This window comes from Cellulomonas sp. McL0606 (assembly GCF_058248365.1).
Genome location: NZ_CM177779.1, coordinates 3715307 through 3740819 on the forward strand (window position 1 = coordinate 3715307; position 25513 = coordinate 3740819).

General features: G+C 72.8%; 27 protein-coding genes and 3 pseudogenes. 11 read left to right on the top strand and 19 right to left on the bottom strand.

Going from position 1 to position 25513, the window contains the following annotated elements; genetic code table 11:
- Positions 1–871 precede the first annotated feature (871 nt).
- Together AC38ZX_RS18930 and AC38ZX_RS18935 are read left to right on the top strand one after the other, a co-directional pair.
- Complete coding sequence (locus tag AC38ZX_RS18930) at positions 872–1480, top strand: alpha/beta hydrolase family protein (RefSeq protein ID WP_491295491.1); 609 nt, start codon at positions 872–874, stop codon at positions 1478–1480.
- Between the two features lie 108 nt (positions 1481–1588).
- On the top strand, positions 1589–2710 hold the full coding sequence (locus tag AC38ZX_RS18935; protein WP_491295492.1) for a class I SAM-dependent methyltransferase: 1122 nt from the start codon (positions 1589–1591) through the stop codon (positions 2708–2710).
- Here AC38ZX_RS18935 and AC38ZX_RS18940 read toward each other — a convergent pair.
- Complete coding sequence (locus tag AC38ZX_RS18940) at positions 2659–3651, bottom strand: LysR family transcriptional regulator (protein WP_491295493.1); 993 nt, start codon at positions 3649–3651, stop codon at positions 2659–2661. The two genes, AC38ZX_RS18935 and AC38ZX_RS18940, sit on opposite strands and share 52 nt — an antisense overlap.
- Before the next feature lie 29 nt (positions 3652–3680).
- On the opposite strand from AC38ZX_RS18940, the gene AC38ZX_RS18945 reads away from it, so the two are divergent.
- From AC38ZX_RS18945 to AC38ZX_RS18955, 3 genes and pseudogenes are all read left to right on the top strand, one after another.
- Positions 3681–4760, top strand: a complete 1080-nt coding sequence (locus tag AC38ZX_RS18945; RefSeq protein ID WP_491295494.1) for an aminotransferase class V-fold PLP-dependent enzyme — start codon at positions 3681–3683, stop codon at positions 4758–4760.
- Between the two features lie 177 nt (positions 4761–4937).
- Positions 4938–7049, top strand: coding sequence for an MMPL family transporter (locus AC38ZX_RS18950; protein WP_491295495.1), 2112 nt, complete (start codon positions 4938–4940; stop codon positions 7047–7049).
- 71 nt (positions 7050–7120) lie between these two features.
- Positions 7121–7936: pseudogene (locus AC38ZX_RS18955) on the top strand (aldo/keto reductase); the annotation flags it as partial.
- A gap of 130 nt (positions 7937–8066) precedes the next feature.
- On the opposite strand, the gene AC38ZX_RS18960 reads toward AC38ZX_RS18955, so the two are convergent.
- The 11 genes and pseudogenes from AC38ZX_RS18960 to AC38ZX_RS19010 form a co-directional block, all read right to left on the bottom strand.
- Complete coding sequence (locus AC38ZX_RS18960; RefSeq protein WP_491297488.1) at positions 8067–8831, bottom strand: amino acid ABC transporter ATP-binding protein; 765 nt, start codon at positions 8829–8831, stop codon at positions 8067–8069.
- Between the two features lie 228 nt (positions 8832–9059).
- Positions 9060–9818: pseudogene (locus AC38ZX_RS18965) on the bottom strand (amino acid ABC transporter permease); the annotation flags it as partial.
- Between the two features lie 83 nt (positions 9819–9901).
- Positions 9902–10753 carry a transporter substrate-binding domain-containing protein gene (locus AC38ZX_RS18970; RefSeq protein ID WP_491295496.1) on the bottom strand — a complete coding sequence of 284 codons (852 nt, stop codon included), beginning with the start codon at positions 10751–10753 and terminating at the stop codon, positions 9902–9904.
- 164 nt (positions 10754–10917) lie between these two features.
- Positions 10918–11361: a D-aminoacyl-tRNA deacylase gene (gene dtd, locus AC38ZX_RS18975; RefSeq protein WP_491295497.1), complete on the bottom strand. Its 444-nt coding sequence runs from the start codon at positions 11359–11361 to the stop codon at positions 10918–10920.
- Positions 11361–12320 (bottom strand): asparaginase, encoded by a 960-nt coding sequence (locus AC38ZX_RS18980; RefSeq protein ID WP_491295498.1) that lies wholly within the window; start codon positions 12318–12320, stop codon positions 11361–11363. The genes dtd and AC38ZX_RS18980 overlap by 1 nt, the downstream gene beginning before the upstream one ends.
- Positions 12317–12661: a DUF2516 family protein gene (locus AC38ZX_RS18985; RefSeq protein ID WP_426593338.1), complete on the bottom strand. Its 345-nt coding sequence runs from the start codon at positions 12659–12661 to the stop codon at positions 12317–12319. Before AC38ZX_RS18985 ends, AC38ZX_RS18980 begins: the two co-directional genes overlap by 4 nt.
- A gap of 13 nt (positions 12662–12674) precedes the next feature.
- Positions 12675–13085, bottom strand: coding sequence for a type II toxin-antitoxin system VapC family toxin (locus AC38ZX_RS18990; protein ID WP_426593339.1), 411 nt, complete (start codon positions 13083–13085; stop codon positions 12675–12677).
- Positions 13086–13096: 11 nt separating this feature from the next.
- Complete coding sequence (locus AC38ZX_RS18995; RefSeq protein ID WP_491295499.1) at positions 13097–13282, bottom strand: hypothetical protein; 186 nt, start codon at positions 13280–13282, stop codon at positions 13097–13099.
- Between the two features lie 122 nt (positions 13283–13404).
- Positions 13405–14508 carry an FUSC family protein gene (locus tag AC38ZX_RS19000; RefSeq protein ID WP_491295500.1) on the bottom strand — a complete coding sequence of 368 codons (1104 nt, stop codon included), beginning with the start codon at positions 14506–14508 and terminating at the stop codon, positions 13405–13407.
- Entirely contained in the window at positions 14505–15689 is a 1185-nt protein-coding gene (gene ygfZ, locus AC38ZX_RS19005; RefSeq protein WP_491295501.1) for a CAF17-like 4Fe-4S cluster assembly/insertion protein YgfZ, read from the bottom strand. Before ygfZ ends, AC38ZX_RS19000 begins: the two co-directional genes overlap by 4 nt.
- Positions 15686–16261, bottom strand: a complete 576-nt coding sequence (locus tag AC38ZX_RS19010) for a heme-binding beta-barrel domain-containing protein (RefSeq protein ID WP_426593343.1) — start codon at positions 16259–16261, stop codon at positions 15686–15688. Before AC38ZX_RS19010 ends, ygfZ begins: the two co-directional genes overlap by 4 nt.
- Positions 16262–16445: 184 nt before the next feature.
- On the opposite strand from AC38ZX_RS19010, the gene AC38ZX_RS19015 reads away from it, so the two are divergent.
- On the top strand, positions 16446–16817 hold the full coding sequence (locus tag AC38ZX_RS19015; protein WP_426593344.1) for a DsrE family protein: 372 nt from the start codon (positions 16446–16448) through the stop codon (positions 16815–16817).
- 61 nt (positions 16818–16878) lie between these two features.
- Here AC38ZX_RS19015 and AC38ZX_RS19020 read toward each other — a convergent pair whose 3' ends face one another.
- The 3 genes from AC38ZX_RS19020 to AC38ZX_RS19030 form a co-directional block, all read right to left on the bottom strand.
- A complete protein-coding gene (locus tag AC38ZX_RS19020; protein ID WP_491295502.1) occupies positions 16879–17388 on the bottom strand; it encodes a DUF4395 domain-containing protein in 510 nt (169 codons plus the stop codon).
- 82 nt (positions 17389–17470) lie between these two features.
- A complete protein-coding gene (locus AC38ZX_RS19025; protein ID WP_491295503.1) occupies positions 17471–17938 on the bottom strand; it encodes a thioredoxin family protein in 468 nt (155 codons plus the stop codon).
- A 1-nt stretch (position 17939) separates the two neighbouring features.
- Positions 17940–18380 (bottom strand): hypothetical protein, encoded by a 441-nt coding sequence (locus AC38ZX_RS19030; protein ID WP_491295504.1) that lies wholly within the window; start codon positions 18378–18380, stop codon positions 17940–17942.
- A gap of 501 nt (positions 18381–18881) precedes the next feature.
- Here AC38ZX_RS19030 and AC38ZX_RS19035 point away from each other — a divergent pair.
- From AC38ZX_RS19035 to AC38ZX_RS19045, 3 genes and pseudogenes are all read left to right on the top strand, one after another.
- A pseudogene (locus AC38ZX_RS19035) lies at positions 18882–19609 on the top strand (winged helix-turn-helix transcriptional regulator).
- Between the two features lie 23 nt (positions 19610–19632).
- Positions 19633–20889, top strand: a complete 1257-nt coding sequence (nhaA, locus tag AC38ZX_RS19040; RefSeq protein ID WP_491295505.1) for a Na+/H+ antiporter NhaA — start codon at positions 19633–19635, stop codon at positions 20887–20889.
- 10 nt (positions 20890–20899) lie between these two features.
- A complete protein-coding gene (locus tag AC38ZX_RS19045) occupies positions 20900–21835 on the top strand; it encodes an alpha/beta fold hydrolase (protein ID WP_426593350.1) in 936 nt (311 codons plus the stop codon).
- Here AC38ZX_RS19045 and nth read toward each other — a convergent pair.
- Entirely contained in the window at positions 21832–22536 is a 705-nt protein-coding gene (gene nth, locus AC38ZX_RS19050; protein ID WP_491295506.1) for an endonuclease III, read from the bottom strand. The two genes, AC38ZX_RS19045 and nth, sit on opposite strands and share 4 nt — an antisense overlap.
- Positions 22537–22729: 193 nt before the next feature.
- Here nth and AC38ZX_RS19055 point away from each other — a divergent pair, with 193 nt between their 5' ends.
- Both AC38ZX_RS19055 and AC38ZX_RS19060 read left to right on the top strand, forming a co-directional pair.
- Positions 22730–23143 (top strand): hypothetical protein, encoded by a 414-nt coding sequence (locus AC38ZX_RS19055; protein WP_426593352.1) that lies wholly within the window; start codon positions 22730–22732, stop codon positions 23141–23143.
- A gap of 117 nt (positions 23144–23260) precedes the next feature.
- Positions 23261–23938: a Crp/Fnr family transcriptional regulator gene (locus AC38ZX_RS19060; RefSeq protein WP_426593353.1), complete on the top strand. Its 678-nt coding sequence runs from the start codon at positions 23261–23263 to the stop codon at positions 23936–23938.
- Here AC38ZX_RS19060 and AC38ZX_RS19065 read toward each other — a convergent pair.
- The 3 genes from AC38ZX_RS19065 to AC38ZX_RS19075 are packed head-to-tail and all read right to left on the bottom strand — an operon-like array spanning position 23935 to position 24897.
- Positions 23935–24408, bottom strand: coding sequence for a RidA family protein (locus tag AC38ZX_RS19065; RefSeq protein WP_491295507.1), 474 nt, complete (start codon positions 24406–24408; stop codon positions 23935–23937). The genes AC38ZX_RS19060 and AC38ZX_RS19065 overlap by 4 nt on opposite strands.
- A complete protein-coding gene (gene sp36, locus AC38ZX_RS19070; RefSeq protein WP_491295508.1) occupies positions 24408–24566 on the bottom strand; it encodes a Sp36 family protein in 159 nt (52 codons plus the stop codon). Before sp36 ends, AC38ZX_RS19065 begins: the two co-directional genes overlap by 1 nt.
- Positions 24567–24576: 10 nt before the next feature.
- Complete coding sequence (locus tag AC38ZX_RS19075; RefSeq protein ID WP_491295509.1) at positions 24577–24897, bottom strand: WhiB family transcriptional regulator; 321 nt, start codon at positions 24895–24897, stop codon at positions 24577–24579.
- Positions 24898–25513 lie beyond the last annotated feature (616 nt).

The following is a 25513-nucleotide window of genomic DNA, read 5'->3' on the forward strand; positions in this document are numbered from 1 at the left end:
AACGTCGTCGCGCGCGTCGTGGGCATCTTCCTGATCGCGGCGCAGAGCTGGCTCCTCCTTGCCGCTCGGACGCGCCCCGGGGCCGGTCGGCTGAACCGGTGGATCTCGCCGGTCGGCGCCGGGCGAGCGCACGGAGCCGTGCGGGTCGGTGCCTGTCTGGGGTCGAGCGCGCTCATGTTCACGCTCGTCGTGGGATCGAGGACCACCCCTGGCCTCGGACCGGGCACCGGCACCGGCTCAGAGACCAAGCCGGCCGCCCTTGCTGTCGTCGGCCTGATCGCCCTGGCCATGACCGCCAGCCTGCTGGCGGTCACTGCGGAGCGCGCAGCGATCCCGCCGCGCGTCGTCGGTGTCGGCGGGGCCTGTGGGGCGATCGCCGGGCTGGTCTGGTACGGGTTCGTGCTGACCCGCGGCTATGTGGACCGTGGCGCGCTGGCGCAGGCGTCGCTGATCGCGGTGGGTGTGTGCGCGGCCGTCGCGATGATCGCCGCGGGGTGGCGGCGCCCCGCGGCCCGACGTGTCGAGGCCGGACTGGTGGCAGCCGTCGTCGCCTCGCTGCTGATCTTCACTCTTCCCATGGCGACCTACGCCCTGGTGCCGTCGACCGTTCCTGATCCGAGCCCGGGTTCGCACTGGCCGCAGCTCAACCAGTACGCGCACGACGAGCAGGACGCGGTCGAGGCGATCGAGGTGTACCTGGCGTCGATCCTGGCCGGCGGGATGCTGTCGTTGGTGCTCCTCGGATCCGTCGGTGCACACCGGCGGCGGTCCGAGCCCGACAGCACCCCGGGAGCTGCCGTCGGACGAAGAGACCGAGGTGCGGCTGCTCCGGTAGGTCGTGTGCACCGGTCCGCCTGCGATGAATCCTCGCGTGAGCGAGCACGACGAGTGCGTCACCGACAACGGCGTCGTCCATCCGCTCGGTGCTGGCGCACGCCAGACTGGCCCCATGACCGTCGCCGGACTCCTGCTCACACCCGGCTTCGGCGGCACCCGCGACAGCCCGGCGCTGGTCGTGGTCGAGACGGCGGTCGACCCGTTGCCCGTCGTGCGGCTGGATCTGCCGAAGCGTGCGGAGCCCGCCGTCGAGCACGTGGTGGCCGCGGCGGAGACCTTCGCCCAGACGCTCGGCGTCAGGCCCGACCGGCTCGTCCTCGGCGGCCGGTCGTTCGGCGGGCGCGTGTGCTCGATGGCGGTCGCCGGGGGCCTGCCCGTCGCCGGTCTCGTGCTCCTGTCGTATCCGTTGCATCCGCCGGGGCGGCCGGAGCAGCTGCGCATCGACCACCTGCCGTCGCTGAACGTGCCCGTCCTGGCGATCTCCGGCGAGCGCGACCCGTTCGGCACCCCCGACGAGCTCAGGACGCACCTCGCCGCGATACCGGGCCCGCTGACGCTGACGTTCGTCCCGGGCACCCATTCGCCGACGAACAACGGCGCGGTCGCCCAGGCCGTCAAGGACTGGCTCGCCACGATCGGCTGAATCGTCGCGGCCGGGGCGAGCACCTGCGCTTCGCAGCACGAGCGTGACGCGCCGCCGCTTCGCCTGGGCCGCGCTCGGCGCGGGCACCCGGACGCGCTACGGTCTGCTGTGCCTGAGTTCCACCTCGACGCGCTGCGTCGCTGGCCCGACATCGAGGGTGCGGACCTGGTGGCCGTCGACGCCACGGACCGCCTGCTCCTCGACGACGCGGCCGCCACGCTCGCCGGGACCGGGCCGGGCGACGTCGTGACGATCGGCGACCACTACGGGGCCCTCACGCTCGGCGCGGTCGCGCTGCACGGTGCCCGCGACGTGCGCAGCCACCAGGACCTGCGCTCGGCGGAGCTCGCGCTGGCCGAGAACGCACGGCGCTTCGGCCTCGACGTGCACCCGGGGGGCCTGGACGCGACGACCCTCGCCGGCGCCCGCGTCGTCCTCCTGCAGCTGCCGCGGTCGCTCGATGCGCTCGACGAGGTCGCGGCGCTGGTGTCCGAGCACGCCGACCCCGGTGTGCGGCTCTTCGCCGGCGGTCGGATCAAGCACATGACCCTCGCGATGAACGACGTCCTGGCGCGGTGGTTCACCGTCGTCGAGCCGCAGCTGGCGCGACAGAAGTCGCGGGTGCTGGTGGCGTCGGTACCGGCGACCGACCGACCGCCCTCGGCGTGGCCCGCCTCGCAGCGGCACGACGACGTGGGCCTGACGGTGTGCGCGCACGGTGCCGCGTTCGCCGGCACCCGCATCGACGTGGGTACCCGGCTGCTGCTCGGCGTCCTCGACCAGGCGGCACCGGACGCGGTGACCGCGGTCGACCTCGGCTGCGGCACCGGCGTCCTCGCGACGGCCCTCGCGACGCGCCGAGCCGCCGTGCACGTGGTGGCGACCGACGACTCCGCCGCTGCCGTCGCGTCGGCGGCCGCGACCGCGCGCGCCAACGGCGTCGCCGACCGGGTGCGCGCGGTGCAGGACGACGCCGCCGGGTCGCTGCCGGACGCGAGCGTCGATCTCGTGCTGCTCAACCCGCCGTTCCACGTCGGCGCGACCGTGCACACGGGCGTCGCGCACAAGCTGTTCGAGGCGGCCGCCCGCGTGCTGCGGCCGGGCGGCGAGCTGTGGACGGTGTGGAACTCGCACCTGCAGTACCGGCCCGCGCTCGAGCGGACCGTCGGGCCGACGCGTCAGGTGGTGCGCGATCCGAAGTTCACCGTCGCCGTGTCGACCCGGCGCTGAGCCGACGCCGCGACCGCGTCGATCGTCGCCGCCACGGCGGGCACCCGCAGCAGGTCCGGCGTGGTGACCGCGTGCACGCGTCGCGCCGACGTCCCGGTCGCGGGGCGCAGGACGACCCCGGGCTGGCGCTGCGCGGTCGGGCGGACCAGCTCGGGCAGCAGCGCGACGCCGAGGCCGGCGGCCACGAGGTTGAGCACGGCGACGTAGTCGTCGGTCGCGTAGGCGATCTCGGGGTCGAAGCCGGCGCGCGCCGCGGTGCTCAGCAGGTGCCGGCGGCAGCGCGGGCAGCCGGCGATCCACGACTCGTCGGCGAGTTCCGCCAGGTCGAGGCTCTCCTGGGCGGCGGCCGGGTGATCGGCGGGCAGCGCGACCATCGTGGCGTCGTCGATCAGGTGGCGCGCGACCAGGCCGGCCAGGTCCTCGTCGGCACCGCCGTAGGAGAACGCGAGCGCGACGTCCGCCGACCCCGCGCGCAGGGCCGCCAGGGCCTCTGGCGGCTCGGCCTCGTCGAGCGTGATCGTCAGGCCGGGATGCCGGCCGCGCAGGTCGGCGAGAGCGCCGGGCACGATCGCCGCCGACGCGGACGGGAACGCCACGAGCCGCACGCGGCCCGACCGCAGCCCGGCCAGCGACGACACCTCCGCGTCCGCCGCCCGCAGCGCCGCCGCGACCGTCGACCCGTGCCGCGCGAGCACCTCGCCGGCCTCCGTGAGCCGGAACGTGCGTCCCGACCGGTCGAGCAGCGACGTGCCGAGTCGCCGCTCGAGACGCCGCACGTGCTGGCTCACCGCAGGCTGGCTGTACCCGAGCAGCCGGGCCGCACCGGTGATCGTCCCGGCGTCGCCGATGGCTCGGAGCATCCGCAGCGACCCGACGTCCAACCCCGCGACGTCCGGCTGCTGCTCGGACGATGCGGCCGGCGGTGTGTGGGTGTGCGCCATGGAGTTCAGTATCACTCACAGTTATGGAGATGGGCACGAAGACCCTGTTGTGTGATGCCGACCGATCACGGAACATCGTCGGCATGGACCTGACCGCCGCCTTCGACCGCGTGCCCGGCTACCTCGACGCGGCGACGTGCGGTCTGCCGTCCCGCGCGACGGCCGACGCGCTGCGCGACGCGCTCGACACCTGGCAGGCGGGCAAGGCCGACCTCGGGGTCTACGACGAGGCCGTAGCCGCCAGCCGTGACGCGTACGCGCGCATCGTCGGCGTCGGGCCGGAGGCCGTCGCCATCGGGGCGCAGGCCAGCGCCCTGGTCGGCATCGTCGCCGCCAGCCTTCCCGACGAGGCACAGGTGCTGGCGGTCGAGGGCGACTTCACGTCCGTCACCTTCCCGTTCGAGGCGCACGCGGACCGCGGCGTCACGGTCCGCTACGTCCCGGTCGAGCGGCTCGCCGACGAGGTCCGTGACAGCACCGACCTGGTCGCCTACTCGCTCGTGCAGTCGCGCGACGGACGCGTCGCGTCGCCCGCGGTCCAGGAGGGGGCCGCCGCGCACGGCGCACGCACCCTCTGCGACATCACGCAGGCCGCCGGCTGGCTCCCGGTCGACGCGGGCGCCTACGACATCACCGTCTGCGCCGCCTACAAGTGGCTGGCGGCTCCGCGCGGCACGGCCTTCCTGACCGTTCGACCGGACGCCGAGCTGCGGCCCACCGGCGCCGGCTGGTACGCCGGTCAGGACGTCTGGGGCAGCGTCTACGGTCCCGCCATGCGGCTCGCCGACGACGCGCGCCGGTTCGACGTCTCGCCCGCCTGGCTGTGCTGGGTGGGCGCGGCGCCCGTGCTCGAGGCGTTCGCGACGGCGGACCTGGCGCAGGTGCACGCCCACGACGTCGCGCTGGCCAACGCGTTCCGCGCCGGGGTGGGTCTCGACCCGTCCGACAGCGCGATCGTCCGGCTTCCCGACGACGCCGTCGGCACCCTGCGCGCCCGCCTCGCCGAGCACGGCTGCCGGACCGCGGGCCGGGGCGGTGGCGTGCGCCTGGCGTTCCATCTCTGGAACGACGAGGACGACGTGGCGCGCGCGGTGGCCGCCGTTTCCTGAGAGCAGCCTTAGGGGCTGCCCCAGGGTCGATTCGGGGGTATCCCCTATATCCCTGGTCGGTGCCGCGACGGAATCCTAGGATTCGAACAGCACGGCTCAGGCGCCGAGACCCATGTATCAGGGGTCCCGCCGGCCACACCTCCCAGTCGTCGCCGACTCCCCACCAGAGGAACTCCCATGGCTTCCGTCGCCGGGTGGATCACCCACCGCTACGTCAAGTTCGTCATCATCGCGTTCTGGATCGCGGTCATCGCCGTCCTGGGCCCCCTCGCGGGCAAGCTGACCGACGCGCAGAGCAACGACGCCAAGTCGTGGCTGCCGCAGAGCGCCGAATCCACCCAGGTGCTCGACAAGGCCGGCACGTTCGTCTCGTCGAATGTCATCCCGGCCGTCATCGTCTACCAGCGCGACGGCGGCCTGACCGCCGACGACAAGACGAAGGCCACTGCCGACGCGGCGGCGTTCGCCAACCTGGACACCCTCGGCGGCGGTCAGGTCACCGGCCCGATCTACTCGCAGGACGGCGAGGCCGCGCAGGTCATCGTCCCGCTCGACCTGGGCAAGGACGGCTGGAACCTGGCCGCGGACGCGGTCACCGGCCTGCGCGCCACCGCCGAGGACGGCGCGAACGGGATGGCCGTCTACATCACCGGTCCCGCCGGGCAGGCGGCCGACTCGTCCAAGGCGTTCGACGGCTTGGACAGCACGCTGCTGTTCGCAGCCGTCGGCGTGGTCGTCCTGATCCTTCTGCTCACCTACCGCAGCCCGATCCTGTGGCTCCTGCCGGTCATCTCGGCCGGAGTCGCGCTGACCGTCTCGCAGGCCGTCATCTACCTGCTCGCCCACAACGCGGGCCTCACCGTGAACGCGCAGAGCGCGGGCATCCTCACGGTGCTGGTGTTCGGCGCCGGAACCGACTACGCCCTGCTGCTGACCGCCCGGTATCGAGAGGAGCTGCGCAAGCACGGCGACCGGCACGAGGCGATGGCCCTGGCCCTGCACCGCGCCAGCCCGGCGATCATCGCGAGCGGCGCCACGGTCGCGATCTCCATGCTCGTCCTGCTGCTCGCCTCGATCGCGTCGACCAAGGGCCTCGGCCCGGTCGCAGCCATCGGCATCGTCGTCGCGATGCTCGTCATGCTCACGCTCCTGCCAGCCCTGCTGGTCACCTGCGGCCGCTGGGTGTTCTGGCCGCGCACGCCCAAGCTGGGCGACACCGAGCCGTCCGAGCACGGCTTCTGGTCCCGGATCGGGACGCGCATCGAGCGCCACCCGCGTCGCACCTGGGTGGGCACCGTCGCCATCCTGATCATCGCGGCCTTCGGCATCGTGGCGCTGAACGCGACCGGTCTGAGCAACGAGGGTTCGTTCACCACCGTCCAGCCGTCGATCGAGGGCGAGAAGGTCCTGGCCGGGCACTTCCCGGGCGGCGCCGGCTCGCCCGTCGTGGTCATCGCCAACACCGAACAGTCCGCGGACGTCGTGACCGCCTTCGCGAGCGTGGACGGCATCGACCCGACGAGCGTCAAGGCGCTCGGCGACAAGGACGGCGTCACCTACATCGAGGGCACGCTGACGTCCGAGCCCGACAGCCAGGCGGCCTACGACACCGTCGACCGGGTCCGCGACGCGGTGCACGCCGTGCCGGGCGCGGACGCCCTCGTCGGCGGCACCAGCGCCATCACGCTCGACGTGCAACGCGCCTCGGTGGCCGACAACAAGCTGATCATCCCGATCATCCTGCTGGTGGTGTTCGTCGTCCTGATGATCCTGCTGCGGGCCGTCCTCGGGCCGCTCGTGCTCATCGGCACGGTCGTCCTGTCGTTCGCGGCAGCCATCGGGATCAGCGCGCTGTTCTTCAAGTACGTGTTCGGGTACGAGGGCGCGGACACGGCGTTCCCGCTGTTCGTCTTCGTCTTCCTGGTCGCGCTGGGCATCGACTACAACATCTTCCTCATGACGAGAGTCCGGGAGGAGACGCTCCGCATCGGGCACCACCGCGGCTCGCTGGTCGCGCTGGCGGCCACCGGCGGCGTCATCACGTCGGCCGGCCTGGTGCTCGCCGGGACGTTCGCGGTGCTCGGCACGCTGCCGCTGGTCGGGTTCGCCGAGATCGGCTTCGCCGTGGCCCTCGGCGTCCTGCTCGACACCCTGATCGTCCGGTCCGTGCTGGTCACGGCCCTGAACCTCGACATCGGCAAGATGATGTGGTGGCCCAGCGCCCTGGCCCGCAAGCCCGACCCCACCCCGGCGATCGTGGCCGAGGAAGAGCCGGTGCCGGTCGCCTGAGAAAGCAGATCCGGCGCGGTCCGCACCTGGAGGGGATGCGGACCGCGCCGGATCCGGTTCTGATGGGTTCCATGCACACACGCACCCTCGGAGACGTGACGGTCAGTGCCATCGGGCTCGGCGGGATGCCGATGTCGATCGAAGGCCGGCCGCAGCGCGAACGCTCGCTCGCCACCATCCACGCCGCGCTCGACGCCGGTGTCACCCTCATCGACACCGCCGACGCCTACCACCTGCACGCCGACGAGGTCGGGCACAACGAGTCGCTCATCGCGGAGGGCCTGCGCACGTGGGGCGGCGACACGTCGGGCGTGCTCGTCGCGACGAAGGGCGGGCACCTGCGCCCCGGTGACGGCACCTGGACGGTCGACGGCTCGCCCGCGCACCTGCGCCGGGCCGTCGAGGACTCGCTGCGGCGCCTTGGCGTCGAGGCGATCGGCCTCTACCAGTTCCACCGTCCCGACCCGCGCGTGCCCTACGCCGACTCCGTAGGCGTGCTGGCCGAGCTGCTGGACGCCGGCAAGATCCGGATGGCCGGCATCTCGAACGCCAACCCCGAGCGCATCCGGCTGGCGCAGGAGGTGCTGGGCGGCCGGCTCGTCTCGGTGCAGAACCAGTACTCGCCCGCGTTCCGCTCCTCGCAGCCCGAGCTCGACCTCTGCGCCTCTCTGGGGATCGCGTTCCTGCCGTGGAGCCCGCTCGGCGGCATCGGCCGCGCCGGGAGCCTGGGTGCCCGGTACGAGGCGTTCCAGCGCGTCGCCGCGGCTCACGACGTCAGCCCGCAGCAGGTGGCCCTCGCGTGGGAGCTGTCCCGGTCGCCCGTGGTGATCCCCATACCCGGCGCCTCCCGCCCGTCGTCGATCGAGGACTCGGTGCTCGCCTCCGACCGGGTGTCAGGACGTAGCCGCACCGTCAGCGCGGCGTCGGTCGCCGGTTCGCCGGGGGCCAACGGCCTACGGTCACGGAAGGGCCCCTCGGACGCTTACTCCGAGGGGCCCTTCTCCGTGTGTGGGGTGCTTACAGCACCTTCGCGAGGAAGTCGCGGGTGCGCTGCTCGGTCGGGGCACCGAGCACCTGGTCGACCGACCCGTGCTCGACCACGAACCCGTCGGCCATGAAGACGACCTGGTCGGCCACCTCGCGGGCGAACCCGATCTCGTGGGTCACCACGATCATCGTCATCCCGGAGTCCGCCAGGTCGCGCATGACGCCGAGGACCTCGCCCACCAGCTCCGGGTCGAGGGCCGAGGTCGGCTCGTCGAAGAGCATGGCTTCGGGGTCCATGGCCAGCGCGCGGGCGATGGCGACGCGCTGCTGCTGACCGCCCGAGAGCTGCGCCGGATAGTGCTCGATGCGATCGGACAGGCCCACGCGCGTGAGCACCTCGGTGGCGCGGTCCCGGGCCTGGGCCTTGCTGCGGCCGAGCACCTGGACCTGCGACTCCATGACGTTGCCGAGCGCCGTCATGTGCGGGAACAGGTTGAACCGCTGGAACACCATGCCGATGCGCGAACGCTGCCGCGCGATGACCTTGGGGTGCAGCCGGAACAGCGTCGGCTTGCCGCCGCGCATGCCCTCCCGGTAGCCCATCAGCTCGCCGTCGACGCGGATGCTGCCGGCGCCGATCTCCTCGAGCTGGTTGATGCAGCGCAGCGCGGTCGACTTGCCCGACCCGGACGGGCCGAGCACGACGGTCACGGTGCCGGTGGGCACGACGAGGTCGACGCCGCGCAGCACGTGCGACTCACCGAACCACTTGTGCACACCGGCCATGTCGACCATCGGGACGTCGATCACCGGCTCCGTGATCACGGGTTCGCCTCCAGCGGGCCGAGATCGTGCGTGGTGCCGGCGGCATTGATCGCCGCCTGTCTGGGCACGCGGCGTCGCTTCTTCGTCGGGACGTGCGAGTCGAAGCCCTTGCCGTAGTACCGCTCGAGGCTGGCCCACCATCAGCACGCTCGTGATCGCGAGGTACCAGAGCGCCGCGACGACGAGGAGGGGGACCGGCTCGAAGATCCGGTTGGCGATGTTGGCCTGTGCCGAGTTCAGCTCGAGGGTGAACGGCACGGCGATCACGAGCGACGTCGTCTTGAGCATGGAGATCGTCTCGTTGCCCGTGGGCGGGACGATCACGCGCATGGCCTGCGGGAGCACGATCCGACGCAGGATGCCGCCGTCGGACATGCCCAGCGCGCGGGCCGCCTCCGACTGCCCGGTGTCCACGCTCTGCAGGCCGGCGCGCACGATCTCCGCGAGGTAGGCGGCCTCGTTGAGGGCCAGGCCGATGACCGCGAGCCGGGACGCCAGGAACACGTCCTTCGTGGAGAAGTGCAGGAACTCGGGCCCGAACGGCACGCCGAGCGACAGCGTCGGGTAGAGCACCACGACGAGACCCCAGAAGATGAGCTGGGTGTAGATCGGGGTGCCACGGAAGAACCAGATGTAGACCCAGGCGACGTATCGCATGACCGGGTTGCCCGAGCGTCGCATGATCGCGAGCAGCACTGCCAGCACGATCGCGATCGCCATCGAGGCGACGGTGAGCCAGATGGTCCAGCGCACGCCCCGCAGGATCTGCGGGCTGAACAGGTACTTCGCGACCGTCGGCCACGCGAAGTTGTCGTTGGTGATCAGCGCGCTGGCGACCATCGCCGCCAGCACCAGCACCACCACAGCGGACACCCAGCGCCCGGGATACCGGACGGGCACCGCGTGGATCCGTTCCGGCACCCGGCCCTGGGTGTCCACCGTGGTAGGCGCGCTCATGGCGTCAGCTGACCGTCGGGTTCACGTCGGCCGTGGTGACCGCGCCGACCTCGTTGCCCCACGCCGTGAGGATCTTGAGGTAGTCACCGCTGTCGATGAGCTTCTGCACCGCCTTCTGGATCGCGTCCGTCAGGGCCTGGTCGTCCTTCGAGACGACGATGCCCTGGGGGGCGCTGGCGAAGACGTCGCCGAGCTGCTCCAGCTTGCCGCCGGTCTGCGAGATCGCGTAGGCGATGATCGGGGAGTCGGCGTACATGATGTCGGCCTTGCCGCCGACGAGCGCGGTGGTCACGTCCGTCTGCTTGGCGTACTTCAGCGGCGTGATCTCCTTCTTGCCGTCCGTCTTGCACTGCGCGCTGGCGGTATCGAGCTCGGTGTCCTCGACGGTGCCCGTCTGGACGCCGACAGTCAGGCCGCAGATGTCGTCGCCGGAGAAGCTTCTTCGGGTTGCCCTTGGCCACCGCGTACGCCTCGCCGGCGTTGAAGTACTCGACCATGTTGGCCTGAGCCTCGCGGTCGGGGTTGATGGTGAACGACGAGATGCCGACGTCGTACTTGGTGCCGATCGCCGGGATGATGCCCGTGAAGTCGGCGGTCTGGACGTCGGCCTTCAGACCGAGCACCGCGGCGATGCCCTTGGCGAGGTCGACGTCGTAGCCGATCGGCGTGGTGCCGTCGTCGCCGATGTACTCCGCAGGGGCGTACGTGGTGTCCGACCCGACGACGAGCTTGCCGGTGCTGGCGATCTTCGAGGGCAGCAGAGCCGCGATCGTGTCGTCCTTGGCGATGGTGGTCGGGTCGAACGAGGCCGCGCCACCGCCGGCGGCCGCCGTGGACGAGGTGTCGCTGCTGCCGCTGTTGCCGCCACAGGCGGTCAGGAAGAGCGCCGATGCCGCGAGCGCGGCGGACGCGAGGACGAGACGGGAACTACGCACAGAGGACCTCCTGCGACGCCGGGGGACGTCGTCTGGTTCGGAAGGACGGGGACGCGACCACTGCACAGGTGCATGCCGCGCTCGCGTGACAGTAATGGCGGCATGTTACGGCGCAGTATCCCGTCGTGGGCACCCCACGGTTCCGATGCGCGATTGCAATGCGGTTACGCCTGACGGGTCGGGTCGGACTCGAGCACGAGCGTCACCGGGCCGTCGTTGACCAGCTCGACGGCCATGTCGGCACCGAACACGCCCGTCGCCACCTCGAGCCCGCGGTCCCGCAGGGCGTCCACGACGGCGTCCACCAGCGGCTCCGCCACGGATCGCGGCGCCGCGGCGTTCCACGTCGGGCGACGGCCCTTGCGGGTGTCGGCGTAGAGGGTGAACTGGCTGACGACGAGCACCGGGGCGCCGACGTCGACGGCCGACTGCTCGTCGCGCAGGATGCGCAGCTCGGCGATCTTGCGGGCGATCAGCTCCACCTGGGCGGGCCCGTCGTCGGGCGTGACGCCGACCAGCGCCACCAGTCCAGGCCGGTCCAGAGCGCCGACGACGATCCCGTCGACCGTCACGGACGCGCGAGTGACGCGCTGGACCACCGCACGCATCAGAAGGCCGCCACGACCTCGCCGACCGGCGCCCCGTGCCCGAGCACCGGCGTCAGCCCGACGGCCTCGACCAGCTGGGGATCGATGCCGGCGGACGCGAGCGCGGCGGCGAGGAGCGCCGGTCGCGGCCGGGCCGAACCGTCGAGCACCTTGAACGCCACCGCGGACCCGTCGGGCAGTCCGGCCGCGTAGACCCCGTCGGCACCGTCCTTGGCGACGAGCCCCGGCACGGCCTCCATGAAGCGCGTGGCATCCCGACCGGTCCCCGCGACGTGCCAGGGGTGGCCGCTCATCGCGCGGGCGACGCGGGCCTCCGGTCCCTGCGTCGCGGACGCGATCCGACCGAACGCACGGGCGAGCCCGACCAATGTCGTCGAGAAGAGCGGTGCCCCGCAGCCGTCGACGGTCTCGTGCTGCACCGCCACCCCGGTGAGGTCCGCCACCGCGCCCCGGACCGACTCCTGGAGCGGGTGACCGGGGTCGAGGTAGTCGTCGCGCGACCACCCGTTCTCCGCGCACGTGGCCAGCATCCCGGCGTGCTTGCCCGAGCAGTTCTGAGTGATCGGCTCGGTGCCGTGCCCGTCCGCACGCCACTGGAAGGCCGCGTCCGGGTCGAGCGGCCAGTCCGGGGTGTTGCGCAGGTCGTCGGCACCCAGGCCGGCCAGCGACAGGAGCGTCTGCACCACGGCCAGGTGCCCGCCCTCGCCGTTGTGGCTGGCGCAGACGAGGGCCAGCAGCGCGCGGTCGACGTCCAGCCCCGCGCGCAGCATGGCGACGGCCTGCAGGGGCTTGAGCGACGACCGCGCCCAGATCACCACGGCCGGGTCGCCGAGCGCGAGCCGCACGGACCCGTCCGGAGCGAGCACCACCAGGTGCCCGAGGTGCACGGACTCGACCAGGTCGCCGCGCAGCACGCGCGCCAGCGGGACGGCCGCCGACGCGACGTCGGGCACGGTCACCAGCCGGAGGAGGACGGCGGGTTCGACCTGCCGCGGCCGCCGCGACGCCGCGAGTACGGGACGATCGCGGGCTTGACGTCGACCAGGTACACCACCGCGGCGACAGCCGACACGAGCGCGAGCCACTTGGGGAACGGGAGGTTCAGCGGGTACGGGAGCGCGATGAACGCGATCATCACCGCGGCGCCCAGGATCAGGCCCCACTTGGTCTTGGTGAGCTTGCCGCCCTGCGTGAACGCGCTCGCGGGGCGCCGGGACAGGTCGACGAGCGCCCACACCGAGATCACGAAGATCACGAAGTAGAACGCGAAGTACAGCAGCAGCTGCAGGTTGGCGATCACCAGGCGAGCCTAGTCACGGGACCACCCGCAGTCCCTCCGCGCGGGCGGCGGCGGCGAGGTGCTCGTCCCACACGGCCACGACGAGGTCCGGCGAGCGCAGCTCGAGCGCCGAGGCGAGGTGCAGGGCGTCAGCGGCTCGCAACGGGTGCTCGTCGACGAGCCGCGCGGCGGCCGTCGTGACGCTCGAACCCAGCTCGATCACGTGGAGCCCCGGCAGGAGCCGCTCCCACTCGACGGTCGCGTCGGGGCCCTCGAGGCGCCCCGCGCGATGCCCGCTGGCGAGCACGGCGCGCACCTCGGCATCGGCCAGACGGGAGGTCACGACGAGGTCGGCGCCGTCCCACAGCGCCGCCGCGAGCACCGAACCGGGCTCGTCGACCACGAGCTTCACCAGCGCGCTCGTGTCGAGGTAGACGATGGCCATCGTGCGCCCCGTCAGCGCCGCAGCCGGCGGACCAGGTCGGAGACGCCGCCCTTCGCCGCGGCCTTGTCGCCGCCCCGGGCGGGCGGGCGCGTTTCCGTCGCCGGCGTGAGCAGGCCGTCACGCTCGAGGCGCGTCAGCAGGTCTGCCGACTCGATGCCGCTCAGCCGGGCGACGGGGATCCCTCGTTCGGTGATCACCACGTCCTCGCCCGTGCGCGCGGCCTCGATCCATTGCTTGGCTCTGCGCGCAGGGCGCTGACCGAGACGTCCACACGGCGACCGTACCGAACACCGAGGCCAGCAGGGGTGTGTGGGGCCGATCAGATCTCGGGAAGTGCGTCACGGGCCGCCTGTCGCTCCGTGCCGGCGGCCTCCAGGAGATCGACGACGAGGGAGCGCTGCAGCAGGACCAGGCTCTGCACCTGCCAGTCGTCGAGCGCGTAGGGGTCCAGCGCCTGCGCGATCGCGAGCAGCTCGGAGCGCGCACGGGCGGGTTCACGTCCGGAGCCGAGCGCCGCGGCCAGCTCGGCGGCGGCTCGGGCGGTCGCGTCCACGTGCGCCCCGACGGCCGACAGGTCGTGCGTGCCCGCCTCGACGGCAGCCAGGCTCCGCCGGACCAGGACCCGGGTGTTGCGCATCGCCCGGTCGACGAGGACCGCGCGGCCCTCGAGGGCCGCCAGCTCGTCGCGGAACCGACGGATGGTCGGGGAGATGCGGGCCAGCTCGCCGGCGTTCTTGGCCGTCTCCGACCACTCGTCGAAGGCCGGTTGCGACGCCCGGGCGCGGACCAGGGCGTCCTCGACGTCGTCCGACGAACCGGTCAGCAGCCCGCGCCCGAACAGCCGCAGCACTCCGGCGAGCTCGTCGCACGCCGTGCGGGCGAGCGCGCGGGACCGCCGGCGCGGGTCGCGCGGGGTCAGCAGGGCCACCACGAGCGCGACGGCGCCACCGATCGCGGCGTCGATCCACCGTCCGAGCGGTCCGCCGCTGGCCGTGAGCGCGGGCAGCCCCACGATCACGAGCGCCTGGACGCCGGCCTGCGTGGTCAGCAGGACGCCGCGGTCGATGAACCGGGCGATCGTCGCGGCCAGGAACAGCACGACGGCCACCTGCCAGATGCCGTTGCCGATGAGGCGCACCAGCACGTCGCCGAGTGCCACCCCGATCGCGACGCCGACGGCCAGCTCGGCCACGCGACGCACGGACCGGTCGGCGGTGAACCCCAGCGCGACCCACGCACAGACCGGCGCGAAGAACGGGTACGGGTGGTTGGCCACGTACCGCGCCAGCCCGAACGCGATCCCCGCGGCGATCGCGGCCTGCAGGATGGGGAACCACCCGGCGTGCACCCGGGAGAGGCCCTGCCGGAAGCGCGTCTCGAGCAGGACGCGGGGGCTTGCCCCGGCCGGCGCCTCGGCGCTCACAGCATCGGGTGCTGCCCCAGCCCGCGGGCCACAGGTCCGCGGGGTGCCGGGCGGTCGGTCGAGACGCCCTCCCCCGGCACGATCGTCTCCTGGTTGACCGCCACGGCACCGCCGTCGCTGTCCACGACCAGCTCCGCGTCCCCGGGCGTCGACCGCTTCACGATCGCCAGCGCCACCGGACCCAGCTCGTGGTGCCGCGCGACGGAGGTGACGAGCCCGACGGCCCGGCCCGGTTCCTGGGACGTGTCCGTCCGGACGACGTCGAAGACCTGCGCCCCCACCTCCGGCAGCACGTGCCCGGACCCGTCCAGGTGCAGCATCACGAGCCGCCGTGGCGGGCGTCCGAGGTTGTGCACTCGCGCGACGGTCTCCTGCCCGCGGTAGCAGCCCTTGTGCAGGTGAACCGCGGTGCGCAGCCAGTCCAGCTCGTGCGGGATCGTGCGGTGGTCGACCTCGTGGGACGCCCGCGGTCGCCATGCCTCGACGCGCATGGCCTCGCTGGCCCAGGTCCCGACGAGCGGCCAGCCCGCCGCCTCACGCGCCTTGACCTGGTCGACGAGCTGGTCGCGCGGGACCAGGACGAGCCGCCAGTCGCGGTCCGCGCCGGGGTGCTCGTCGTCGGCCGGTCCGTACCGCGTGCCACCCTCGGCGGTCGTCGGCCACGGGTCGCGCCAGGTCACCGGCTCGTCCGGCTCGCCCTCGGCGTCCACAGGCTCGCCGATGGCCGCCCAGTCGTCGGTCACGTCCGCGATCTCGACCCGGAGCATGAACTTCATCCGGTTCAGCCAGGCGGCCAGCGCGATCGGGGTCTCGGTGAGCAACCAGGTGGTCTCGCCGTCGTCGACCACACCCGCGGCGTGCTCGATGTGCCCCTGCGGGCTGAGCACGAGCAGCTCGGTCGACGTCCGTGGCGGCAGCGCCGTCAGCTCCTGCGACGTGATCGAGTTCAACCAGCTCAGCCGGTCCGGACCGCTCACCGTCACGACGCCCAGGTACGACTGGTCGACCACCGCGCCGCCGCGGCTCAGCGCCCGCTGCTCGGCGGTCGGGTCGCCGTAGTGCCAGGCGACGCCGTCGTCGGGACCCGCAGCGCGCACAGCACCACGGCGGTTCAGCAACGGGCTGGCGTGCCGCGGGGGCTCCCCGTGCCGCTCGGCCTGGTCCTCCACGGGCGCGGTCATGACTCGTCGCTCTCGACGCGGGACAGTCGCCCGGACGCGTACGACTGCATCGGGTGGCCGAAGGCCGCGATGTCGTGCGCCCACATGAGCTCGCCGTTGACGAGCCCGTACAGCCGCTTCTCCGCGCTCACGTCGGCGCCGCCGGCCGCGCGGACGACCGCGTCGCTGACCAGGTCGATCCGGCCCTTGCCGACCGCGCCGATGAACAGGGCGACGCGCCCGGAGGGGTCCGCGGCGAGCACCTCGACCGGGAACTGCTCCTCCGTGAGCCCGTGGTCCGTGGGCCGCTCCGGCGGGACGCGCCAGTAGCCGGACTCGGTCTGCCAGACCGGCGCCGGGGGGACGTCCCCCTCCAGGGCCGACGTGTCGGCGGGTGCTTCGACCAGCCGGATCGTCGACGTGTACGACAGGTACGGGCCGCCGTCGTGGTCGAAGACGATCTCCTGCGTGAACGTCGCCTCGTCGATGCCGGGATAGTCGACGACGCCCTCGCCACGCCAGGCGCCGAGCAGCCACGACAACGGGTAGACCTCGGGCGCCAGACCCTCGGGGTCGGGCAGGACGAACGGCATTCACGGCCTCCTGGTCACGGACGGACGCAGGACTGCGTCAGCTCTGGCCCTTGAACAGCCGGTAGACGACGAGCAGAGCGATCGAGCCGATCGCGACCGTCGCCGCGACCAGCAGGACGATGAAGACTCCCTCGAGCGCAGTCATGCACCGATCCTAACGAGCGCATCCCCCTAACCTGTTCCGGTGAGCACCCCGACGCGCCCCCTGGTGATCAAGACCACGTCCGGCACCGACCGCCCCGAGGCCACCAACCAGGCCTTCACCGTCGCTGCGGCCGCCGTCGCCGCCGGTGCGAGCGTCAGCCTCTGGCTCACCGGCGAGTCGGCGTGGTTCGCCCTGCCCGGCCGCGCCGACGACCTCGTCCTGGAGCACGCGACCCCGCTGGCCGAGCTGCTGGCGCTCGTCCTCGAGGAGGGCACGGTGACCGTCTGCACGCAGTGCGCCGCGCGACGCTCCATCGGTCCCGCCGACGTGCTGCCCGGCATCCGCGTCGCCGGCGCCGCGGTCTTCGTCGAGGAGTCCCTGGCCCCGAACGCCCAGGCCCTCGTCTACTGACGCGTCGCCGGCCCGCCGACCTGGCCGCTCGTGGTGCGGAGCGGTGCGCGGTGGGCGCCGGTCAGGCCGCGGCGCGGCTCGCGCGGAGGCGGATGCCCAGCAGGTAGAGCTCGCAGCCGAGGCAGAGGCCGAACACCGCGTTGAGGAACGCGGCGATCAGCGCGAGCCCCGCGGCGACCGGGACGGCGTACGGCACGCCGACCAGACCCAGCAGCAGGCCCGCGCCGGTGATGATCAGCCCGACGAGCTGGGCGAACGTCGGGGGTCGCGGGTCCTCCAGCTCGGTGGGCGGTGCCAGGCGCGTGCGGACGAGCCGCCGGAACACCCAGCCCTGCCAGGTGTGGCCGACGCCGCGGAACGTGCCGATCGCGAAGCTCAGCACGATCACTGCGAGGACGGCGGTCGCGGCGGCCGGCCATGCGCCGAGCAGCAGGACGGTGACCAGCAGGACGAGGTTGATCCAGGCGCCGAACCGCGGCCCGCGCGGATCGATGCCGGCGGGTGCCGGTCGCGCGGGTGCCGGGTTGGGCACGGCCGGAGCCGCGGACGCGGGCGGGGTGGGCTCAGACATGGGGAACTCCAGGGGCGAGAAGGGGGGCGGGGGGCGGGGCCGGGACCATCGCCGCCCGGCCGGCACCCTCGCGGGTCCCACCTCAGCGCGCGGTGACCCCGCCCGGACACGCGTCGAGGGCGGTCAGCGCGTGCCGACGGTCCGTCGCACCGGACATGCGACCGACCACGACGCCGCGGGCGTCGAGCAGGAGCGTCGTCGGGGTGCGCATGATGGAGAAGCGTCGCACGAGGTCCAGGTGTTCCACCACGTCCATCTCGACGTGCGAGAGGTCGGCGTGCTCGGCCACCAGGTGCTCCAGGACCACGGCGGTCCGCCGGCACGGCGTGCACACCTCGCTGGAGAACTGCACGAAGGTCGCCCGAGCACCGAGCGGGACGCCGAGCTCCTCGGCGGTCAGCCGCTCGTGGTCGCCCTCGTCGGGCTCGTCGACCGCTCGCTGCAGGAGAGCGGCGTCGACCGGCGTGTAGCGACCGTTCCGGGCACGCCACCAGAACCCCAGGGCGGTTGCGACGACCAGGAGCACGACGACGAGCAGCACGTTCCCCATGTCACCCCACCAATACCCGACCAACTACGTACACAAGCGTACCGGTCACCGTCACCGGCAGGGTGACGGCCGCGAGCGACGGCCAGCGCCGTTCGAGTGAAGGGAGCTGGTCGAACAGCGCGTGCAGTGTGGCGACGAGCACACCGACCGCGAGGCCGAGCAGCAGCCCCGGTCGGACCGTGATGTCCGGCAGCAGCGCCCCTCCGAAGGCTCCGGCGGCCGCCGCGGCGACGCTCGTGACCACTGCGCCGAGCCACCTCGCCAGGTGCAGGGCGACGACGACGGACCCGACGGCGAGGGCCAGCGCGCCGACGACGACGAGCGGCTCGCCGCCCGGCGTGCGCCCGGTGGCCACCCAGCCCGCCGACGCGACGGCGACGAGCGTGCCCGCGACGGTGCCCGACACCGACTCCACCAGGCGTTCGCGGCCGTCGCGCCGCACGAGTCGTTCAGGAACGACAGGAGCACCGCACCGGCGAGCACCAGCGGGAGAAACCGCAGGTAGGGCTGCGCATCCGTCAGGTGCACGACGATCACGGAGCCGATACCGCCGATCGCGACCACCACCGACGAGCCGACCCGGAACGGCAGCCCGACCAGCGCGGGCCAGCCCAGCGCGAACACGAGGGCGAGGAGCGCCGCGGCGATGGTGAGGGTGAGGCCGCCGACGTATCCGGCGACCGCGACGGCGGCGGCGAGCGCGGCAGTCACGACCGCGCGGGTGGCAAGCTGCACGCCTACCGACCTGCGTCCGGGGACACCACGGACGGGCAGGGCGAGGTCACAGGCGGGAGCACGCCGCCGATTGTCGCATCTCGGGCCCGTTTCCCCCGAGTTACCACCGACGCAGCACCCGCACGCATGGTCAGCCCGCGACAAACGGACGCAACGTCCCCGGAACACGCGATACCGTGTGCCCCACTCGCACGCAGGGAGGTAAGACGTGGCGGATCTGCTGCTGCTCACTCCAGCGTCCGGGGGCTCCGCCCAGGTGCTCCCGGCTCTCGGACTGCTGTCCCACCGTGTCCGCGTGCTGCCGGTCGAACCCTCGGCCCTGGTCGACGCACCGGATGCCGACATCGTCGTGCTCGACGCGCGTCGGGACCTGGTCACCGCGCGGACGACGTGCCGGCTGCTGCGTGCCACCGGTCTGACCGTCCCGCTCGTGCTCGTCCTGACGGAGGGCGGCCTCACGGTGGTCACCGCCGAGTGGGGCGCCGACGACATCATCCTGGAGAGCGCGAACCCGGCCGAGGTGGAGACACGGTTCCGCCTGGTCATGGAGCGCGCGGCCACGGCCGGCTACGACGACGCCCCGCAGGAGATCTCCTCGGGCGAGCCACCATCGATGCCGGCGGCTACACCGCCCGGCTGCGTGGCCGGCCGCTCGACCTCACGTACAAGGAGTTCGAGCTCCTCAAGTACCTGGTGCAGCACCCGGGACGCGTGTTCACCCGCGCCCAGCTGCTGCAGGAGGTCTGGGGCTACGACTACTACGGAGGCACCCGGACGGTCGACGTGCACGTGCGTCGCCTGCGCGCCAAGCTCGGCCCCGAGCATGAGCAGCTGATCGGGACCGTGCGCAACGTCGGCTACCGGTTCGACCCGCCCAAGGACCGCCGCGGCGCGGTCGACGGACGTACGGAAGTCCCCGAGCCCGCCGACGCCTAGGCGGCGCCCGAGGAAGGAGTCGCGTGGCCAGCCGGTTGTTCTCGTCCCTGTCCCCCGGCTCCGAACGCAACCTTCTCGACACCCTCCGCGAGGAACGGGTGGGCGGTGCCCTGCTCCTCGCCGGGACCGTCGTCGCCCTGCTGTGGGCCAACATCGCGCCGGACAGCTACCAGACGGTCTCCGACACGGTCGTCGGTCCCGCGGCGCTGCACCTCGACCTCACGCTGGCCACGTGGGCCACCGACGGCCTGCTCGCGATCTTCTTCTTCGTCGTCGGGCTCGAGCTCAAGCGCGAGATCGTCGACGGTGAGCTGCGCAACCCGCGGACGGCCGTCGTGCCGATCGTGGCGGCAGTCGGCGGAATGCTCGTGCCGGCCATCGTCTACCTGGCGGTCAACCTCACCGCCGACGGCGGCGTCGCCAAGGGCTGGGCCGTGCCCACGGCGACGGACATCGCGTTCGCGGTCTCCGTGCTCGCGATCGTCGGACGGCACCTGCCGAACGCCCTCCGCGCCTTCCTGCTGACGCTCGCGGTGGTCGACGACCTGCTCGCGATCATCGTCATCGGCGTCGTCTACACCGACCACGTGTCCCTGATGTGGCTCGGTGCGGGCGCGGTGGCGGTGACCCTCTTCGCGGTGGCGATCCGGCGCGGTTGGGCGAGCGGCTGGTTGCTCGTGCCGATCGGTCTGATCGCCTGGGCCTGCGTGCACGCGTCCGGGGTGCACGCCACGATCGCCGGCGTCGCACTGGGGCTGGTGGTCCCCGGCAGCGCGGCCGCGACCCAGCGGGCCCTGCGTCTGCCCGACCCTCCCACGAGCTCGTTGGCGGAGCAGTGGGAGCACACCTGGCGGCCGCTCTCGGCCGGCGTGGCCGTTCCCGTGTTCGCGCTGTTCGCGGCGGGAGTGACCCTGTCGGCGGGGGCGCTGAGCAGCACCCTGTCCGATCCGGTCGCGCAAGGCGTGGCGCTCGGACTCGTGCTGGGCAAGCCGATCGGCATCCTCGGCGCCACGTGGCTCGTCGCCCGGTTCACGCACGCCACCCTGGCGCCCGGCCTCGACTGGGGCGACGTCGGCGCGATCGGGCTGCTGGGCGGGATCGGCTTCACCGTCTCGCTGCTGGTGGGTGAGCTGGCGTTCGGCGCGGGCAGCGCTCACGACGAGCATGTCGTCGTCGCCATCATCATCGCCTCGGCGGTGGCCGCACTTCTCGGCGGGCTCGCGCTGGTCCAGCGCGGCAGGCACCACGCCCGTGAGTCGCGCGCGGCCACGAGCGGGTAGGTTCGCACCGATGAGCACCGTCGACTCCGCCACGCTCCTCATCGACGGCCCCTGGGAGCACCGCTTCGTGGCCGCGAACGGAGCCCGGTTCCACGTGGCCCTCGCGGGTCCCGACGAGCGCGACGCCCCTCTCGTGGTGCTCCTGCACGGCATCCCCGAGTTCTGGTGGGCGTGGCGCCACCAGGTGCCCGCGCTCGCCGACGCCGGCTACCGGGTCGCCGCGATGGACGTGCGGGGCACGGGCGGGTCGGACAAGCCACCGGTCGGCTACGACGTCCCCACCCTCGCCGCCGACGTCGCCGGGGTGATCCAGTCGCTCGGCGCCGCGAGCGCCGTCGTCGTCGGCACCGGGACCGGTGGCGAGATCGCCTGGGCCATGGCCGGCCTGCACCCGCGGCACACCCGAGCGGTCGCGGCCCTGGGAGCACCGCACCCGCTGGACACCCGCGGCAGCCTGCGCGCCGCGATCCGACCGGCTGCCGCCAAGCGGCTCGCGTTCATCCAGCTGCCGTCGTTCCCGGAGCGCGCTCTGACGCAGGGGGACCTCGTCTCACGCCTGCTCCACGAGTGGGGCGGCACCCCCGACTGGATCAGTGCCGACGACGAGGCCGTCTACCGGTCCGCCGCCCAGGTGCCCTTCGCCGCGCACAGCCAGATGGAGCAGCTGCGCTGGATCGTGCGCTCGATGCCCCGCCCGGACGGGAGGCGCTACCACGCGGCCCTCGCAAGCACCCGCCCCCTGCCCGTGCTGCAGCTCCACGGGGGTCGCGACGGCATCCGGCCAGCGGCCCATGCGGCGTTGTCGAGCCAGACCGCGGCACTCGTCGGACCGGGCTACCGCTTCGAGCTGCTCTCGCAGGCCGGCCACTTCCTGCCCGAGGAGGCCCCCGACCAGGTCACGGACCTGCTGCTGAGCTGGCTCCGCGAGGTCGCCCCGATCGACTAGCCCTTGAGCAGCGCCGTCGCCTTGACCGGGTCGATCTCGCCGATCCCCGCCGACGGGCACGACGCCGCGATCGGGCACGCACCGCAGGCGGGCTTGCGGGCGAAGCACGTGCGCCGGCCGTGGAAGATCAGCCGGTGCGACGCCATCGTCCAGTCCGCCCGCGGCAGCAGGTGGTTGAGCTCCTGCTCGACCACTATCGGGTCGTCGCTGGTGGTGTAGCCGAGCCGCCGTGAGAGGCGCAGGACGTGCGTGTCGGTGGTGATGCCCGGGATGCCGAACGCGTTGCCCAGCACGACGTTCGCCGTCTTGCGACCCACCCCCGGCAGTGTCACCAGGTCCGTGAGCCGGGGCGGCACCTCGCCGCCGAACCGTTCCACGAGCGCCGCCGACAGCCCCATCACGGACTTCGTCTTGGCCCGGAAGAACCCCGTCGGCTTCAGGATCTCCTCGACGTCCTCGGGGTTGGCGGCGGCCAGCGCGGCCGCGTCCGGGTACCGGGCGAACAGGGTGGGCGTGGTCAGGTTGACGCGGACGTCCGTCGTCTGTGCCGAGAGCACGGTGGCCACGAGCAGCTCGAACGGTGACGTGAAGTCGAGCTCGCAGTGCGCGTCCGGGTACCGGACAGCCAGCGCTCGGTCGATCCGCCGGGCGCGCCGCGTCCGGGCGAGGTCCGTCTCGGGGATGAGGTCCGTCGGGGTCACGGTCGCAGCGTACGGCCGACCACCCACACGCGCCGCGGGACGCCGGGCGGTTCCGGAGAGATGCCCGATTCACCCGCGTGACCTGCGGCGTTGCTCCCTTGGAGTGATCTGTGGGCCGCCGGGCACCGGCGCGCTCAAGGTGCCGGGCGATGCGGCCGAAACCAGACACGGAACCCCGAGGAGGACCACCTACATGATCCCTGCCGTGGAGCACCGGGTGCGCGATCTGCGCCTCGACCGCCGCGCGCTGCGCGCCGAGCACGCCCGCGTCACCTGGTGGCGCCGGCTGGTCCGCGCGAAGCTCGACCTCGCGGTGGCGCACGCGGCGCAGCCCCAGGCGCTCGGCGAGGACATGGCGTTCCAGCTGCCTCCTGAGATCGGCGTCGAGGTCCCTCGGCCGGCGGTCCTCGCAGCGGTGCTGGCGACGAGCAACGGCGTCGACGGTCTGCGCATCGACGAGCTCCGTGCCCTCGACGAGCAGCTCGCGCGCTACGGCGACGGCGTCGAGGCCGCCCTCGGTCGGGCGACCGAGCGCCTCATCTCCCGCCTCGCGCAGGAGCCCCGCGCGACACTGTCGGGCCTCCCGGAGCCCCTGAGCCGCGGTTGACCGCCTCGATGGGGCAGACTGAGCGTGGATCAGGCCGCTGACCAGCGGCCACCTTCGTCTGTGGGTGCCACGAGCGTGGCGCCGCGCGTAACTGTGCAGGAGAGGTGAGGTGTCATCGTGGTGGACGACATCGTGCTCGCGGCCCCGCTGTTCGCCGGACTGGACCCGGAGGCATCGGAGGCCCTCGTCGCGACGATGAAGGCGATCGAGGTCGTCCGGGGCGACACCCTGTTCCACGAGGGCGAGCCGGGCGACCGGCTGTACGTGGTGCGCGAGGGCAAGATCAAGCTCGGTCGACGCTCGAACGACGGACGCGAGAACCTGCTGGCCGTGCTCGGCCCGGGTGAGATGTTCGGCGAGCTGTCGCTGTTCGATCCCGGCCCCCGCACGGCGACGGCCACGGTCGTCGCGGACGCCGTGGTCCTCGAGCTCGGTCACGCCGACCTGATCCACTGGCTGCACGACAAGCCGACCGTCGCCCAGCACCTGCTGCAGGCACTCGCCCGGCGGCTGCGCCGTACCAACGAGGCGCTGGCCGACCTGGTGTTCTCCGACGTCCCCGGCCGGGTGGCCAAGGCGCTGCTCGACCTGTCAACCCGCTTCGGCGAGAAGGTCGACGAGGGCATCCGCGTGGCCCACGACCTCACGCAGGAGGAGCTGGCGCAGCTCGTCGGCGCCTCGCGCGAGACGGTCAACAAGGCGCTCGCCGACTTCGCCGCCCGCGGCTGGGTGCGCCGCGAGGGTCGCGCGGTCGTGCTGCTGGATGTCGACCGCCTGGAGCGACGGGCCCGCTAGGACCCCGCCTCGACGACGATCTCCACCTCGACCGGCGAGTCGAGCGGCAGCACCGCGACGCCGACTGCCGACCGCGCGTGGATGCCGGCGTCGCCGAGCACCTCGTGCAGCAGCAGGCTGGCCCCGTTGACGACGGTGGGCTGACCCGTGAAGGTCGGCTCGCTCGCGACGAACCCGACCACCTTGACCACCCGCACGATCCGGTCGAGCGCGTCGGCGCCCCCGCCCAGCAGGCCCGCGACCGCGGCGAGGGCGTTCAGCGCGGCGATCCGCGCGAGACCGACGGCGTCGTCCGGGGTCACGTCCGCTCCGACCTTCCCGGTGGCGGGCAGCACCCCGGCGACGAACGGCAGCTGACCGGCCGTGTAGACGTACGACCCCGACCGCACCGCCGGCACGTAGGCAGCGACGGGGGGCGCCACCACCGGAAGCTCGAGGCCGAGGGCGGCGAGCCGGGCCGCGGCGCCCATCAGGACTCCTTGGGCCGCTTCAGGTAGGCCACCAGGCCCGCGTCGGGACCCTGGACGACCTGGACGAACTCCCAGCCGTCGGCACCCCACTGGTCGAGGATCGCCTTGGTGGCATGAATGATGAGCGGAATGGTCGCGTACTCCCACGTCGTAGCCATGCGGACCACCCTAGCGGTGGGAAGCTTCGCCCAGCTGCTCAGACGAGCAGCACGGGCTCGTTCCCGACAGCTCGGCCCGCCACGAGCGCACCTCGGGCCGACGGCGCAGGAGCGCCCGGCGCTCGCGCTCGGTCATCCCGCCCCAGACGCCGAAGTCCATCCGGTTGTCCAGGGCGTCCGCGAGGCAGGCGAGCCGGACAGGGCAGGCGGTGCAGACGGTGCGCGCCTCGCGCTGGGCAGCGCCCTCGACGAACAGAGCATCCGGAGCCAGCTTGCCGGTGCCGCACTCCGCCAGTGCGGTCCAGTGCGCGTCCGACGCGAGCGTGGTCACTCAGCCTCCCCTGCCTGCCGAGGGGTCGCCGCCACACCGGCAGCCGCGCCCCTGTCCTGCGGGGAAACTAGCGGTACGCGGACCGTTCTGGCGAGACTCCGAAGGGGTCGTTTCGGCTGTTGGACGCGTGAACATGTCGGAAATAGGTGTGGCACGCGTGTCGCGTCACCCGTTCGGGGCGCACGGGTGACGGCGGGCGGACCCTGTCCCGACCTGTCCGACGTGTCGGATCGGGCACTGGAACCTCGACACAGGCCCCTCGGTCGGCGGTCACCCTCGTGTGTGGGTCCGGTGGAGGTCACGTCGAGTCGCGCGCATCCAGACGGGTAGGCCAGCGCCGCCTACTACCCTGACGGGATGCCGAACCCTGCGCGCTCGCGCGGCCGTCAGGTCAACGCCTTCCAGGCGTTGGCCCTCTTGTTGTCCTTCGTGCTGGTCGCCGGCATCGGCGGCGTCCTCGCGGCGGGGCTGGCCCTGCCGGGCGTCGCGCTCGCCAACGGCGCGACCGACGTGACGGCCCAGGCGTTCAACGGCCTGCCCACCGAGCTTCGACCAGCCTGGTCTGCCCGAGAAGTCGAACATCCTGGCGTCCGACGGCACCCTGCTCGCCACGTTC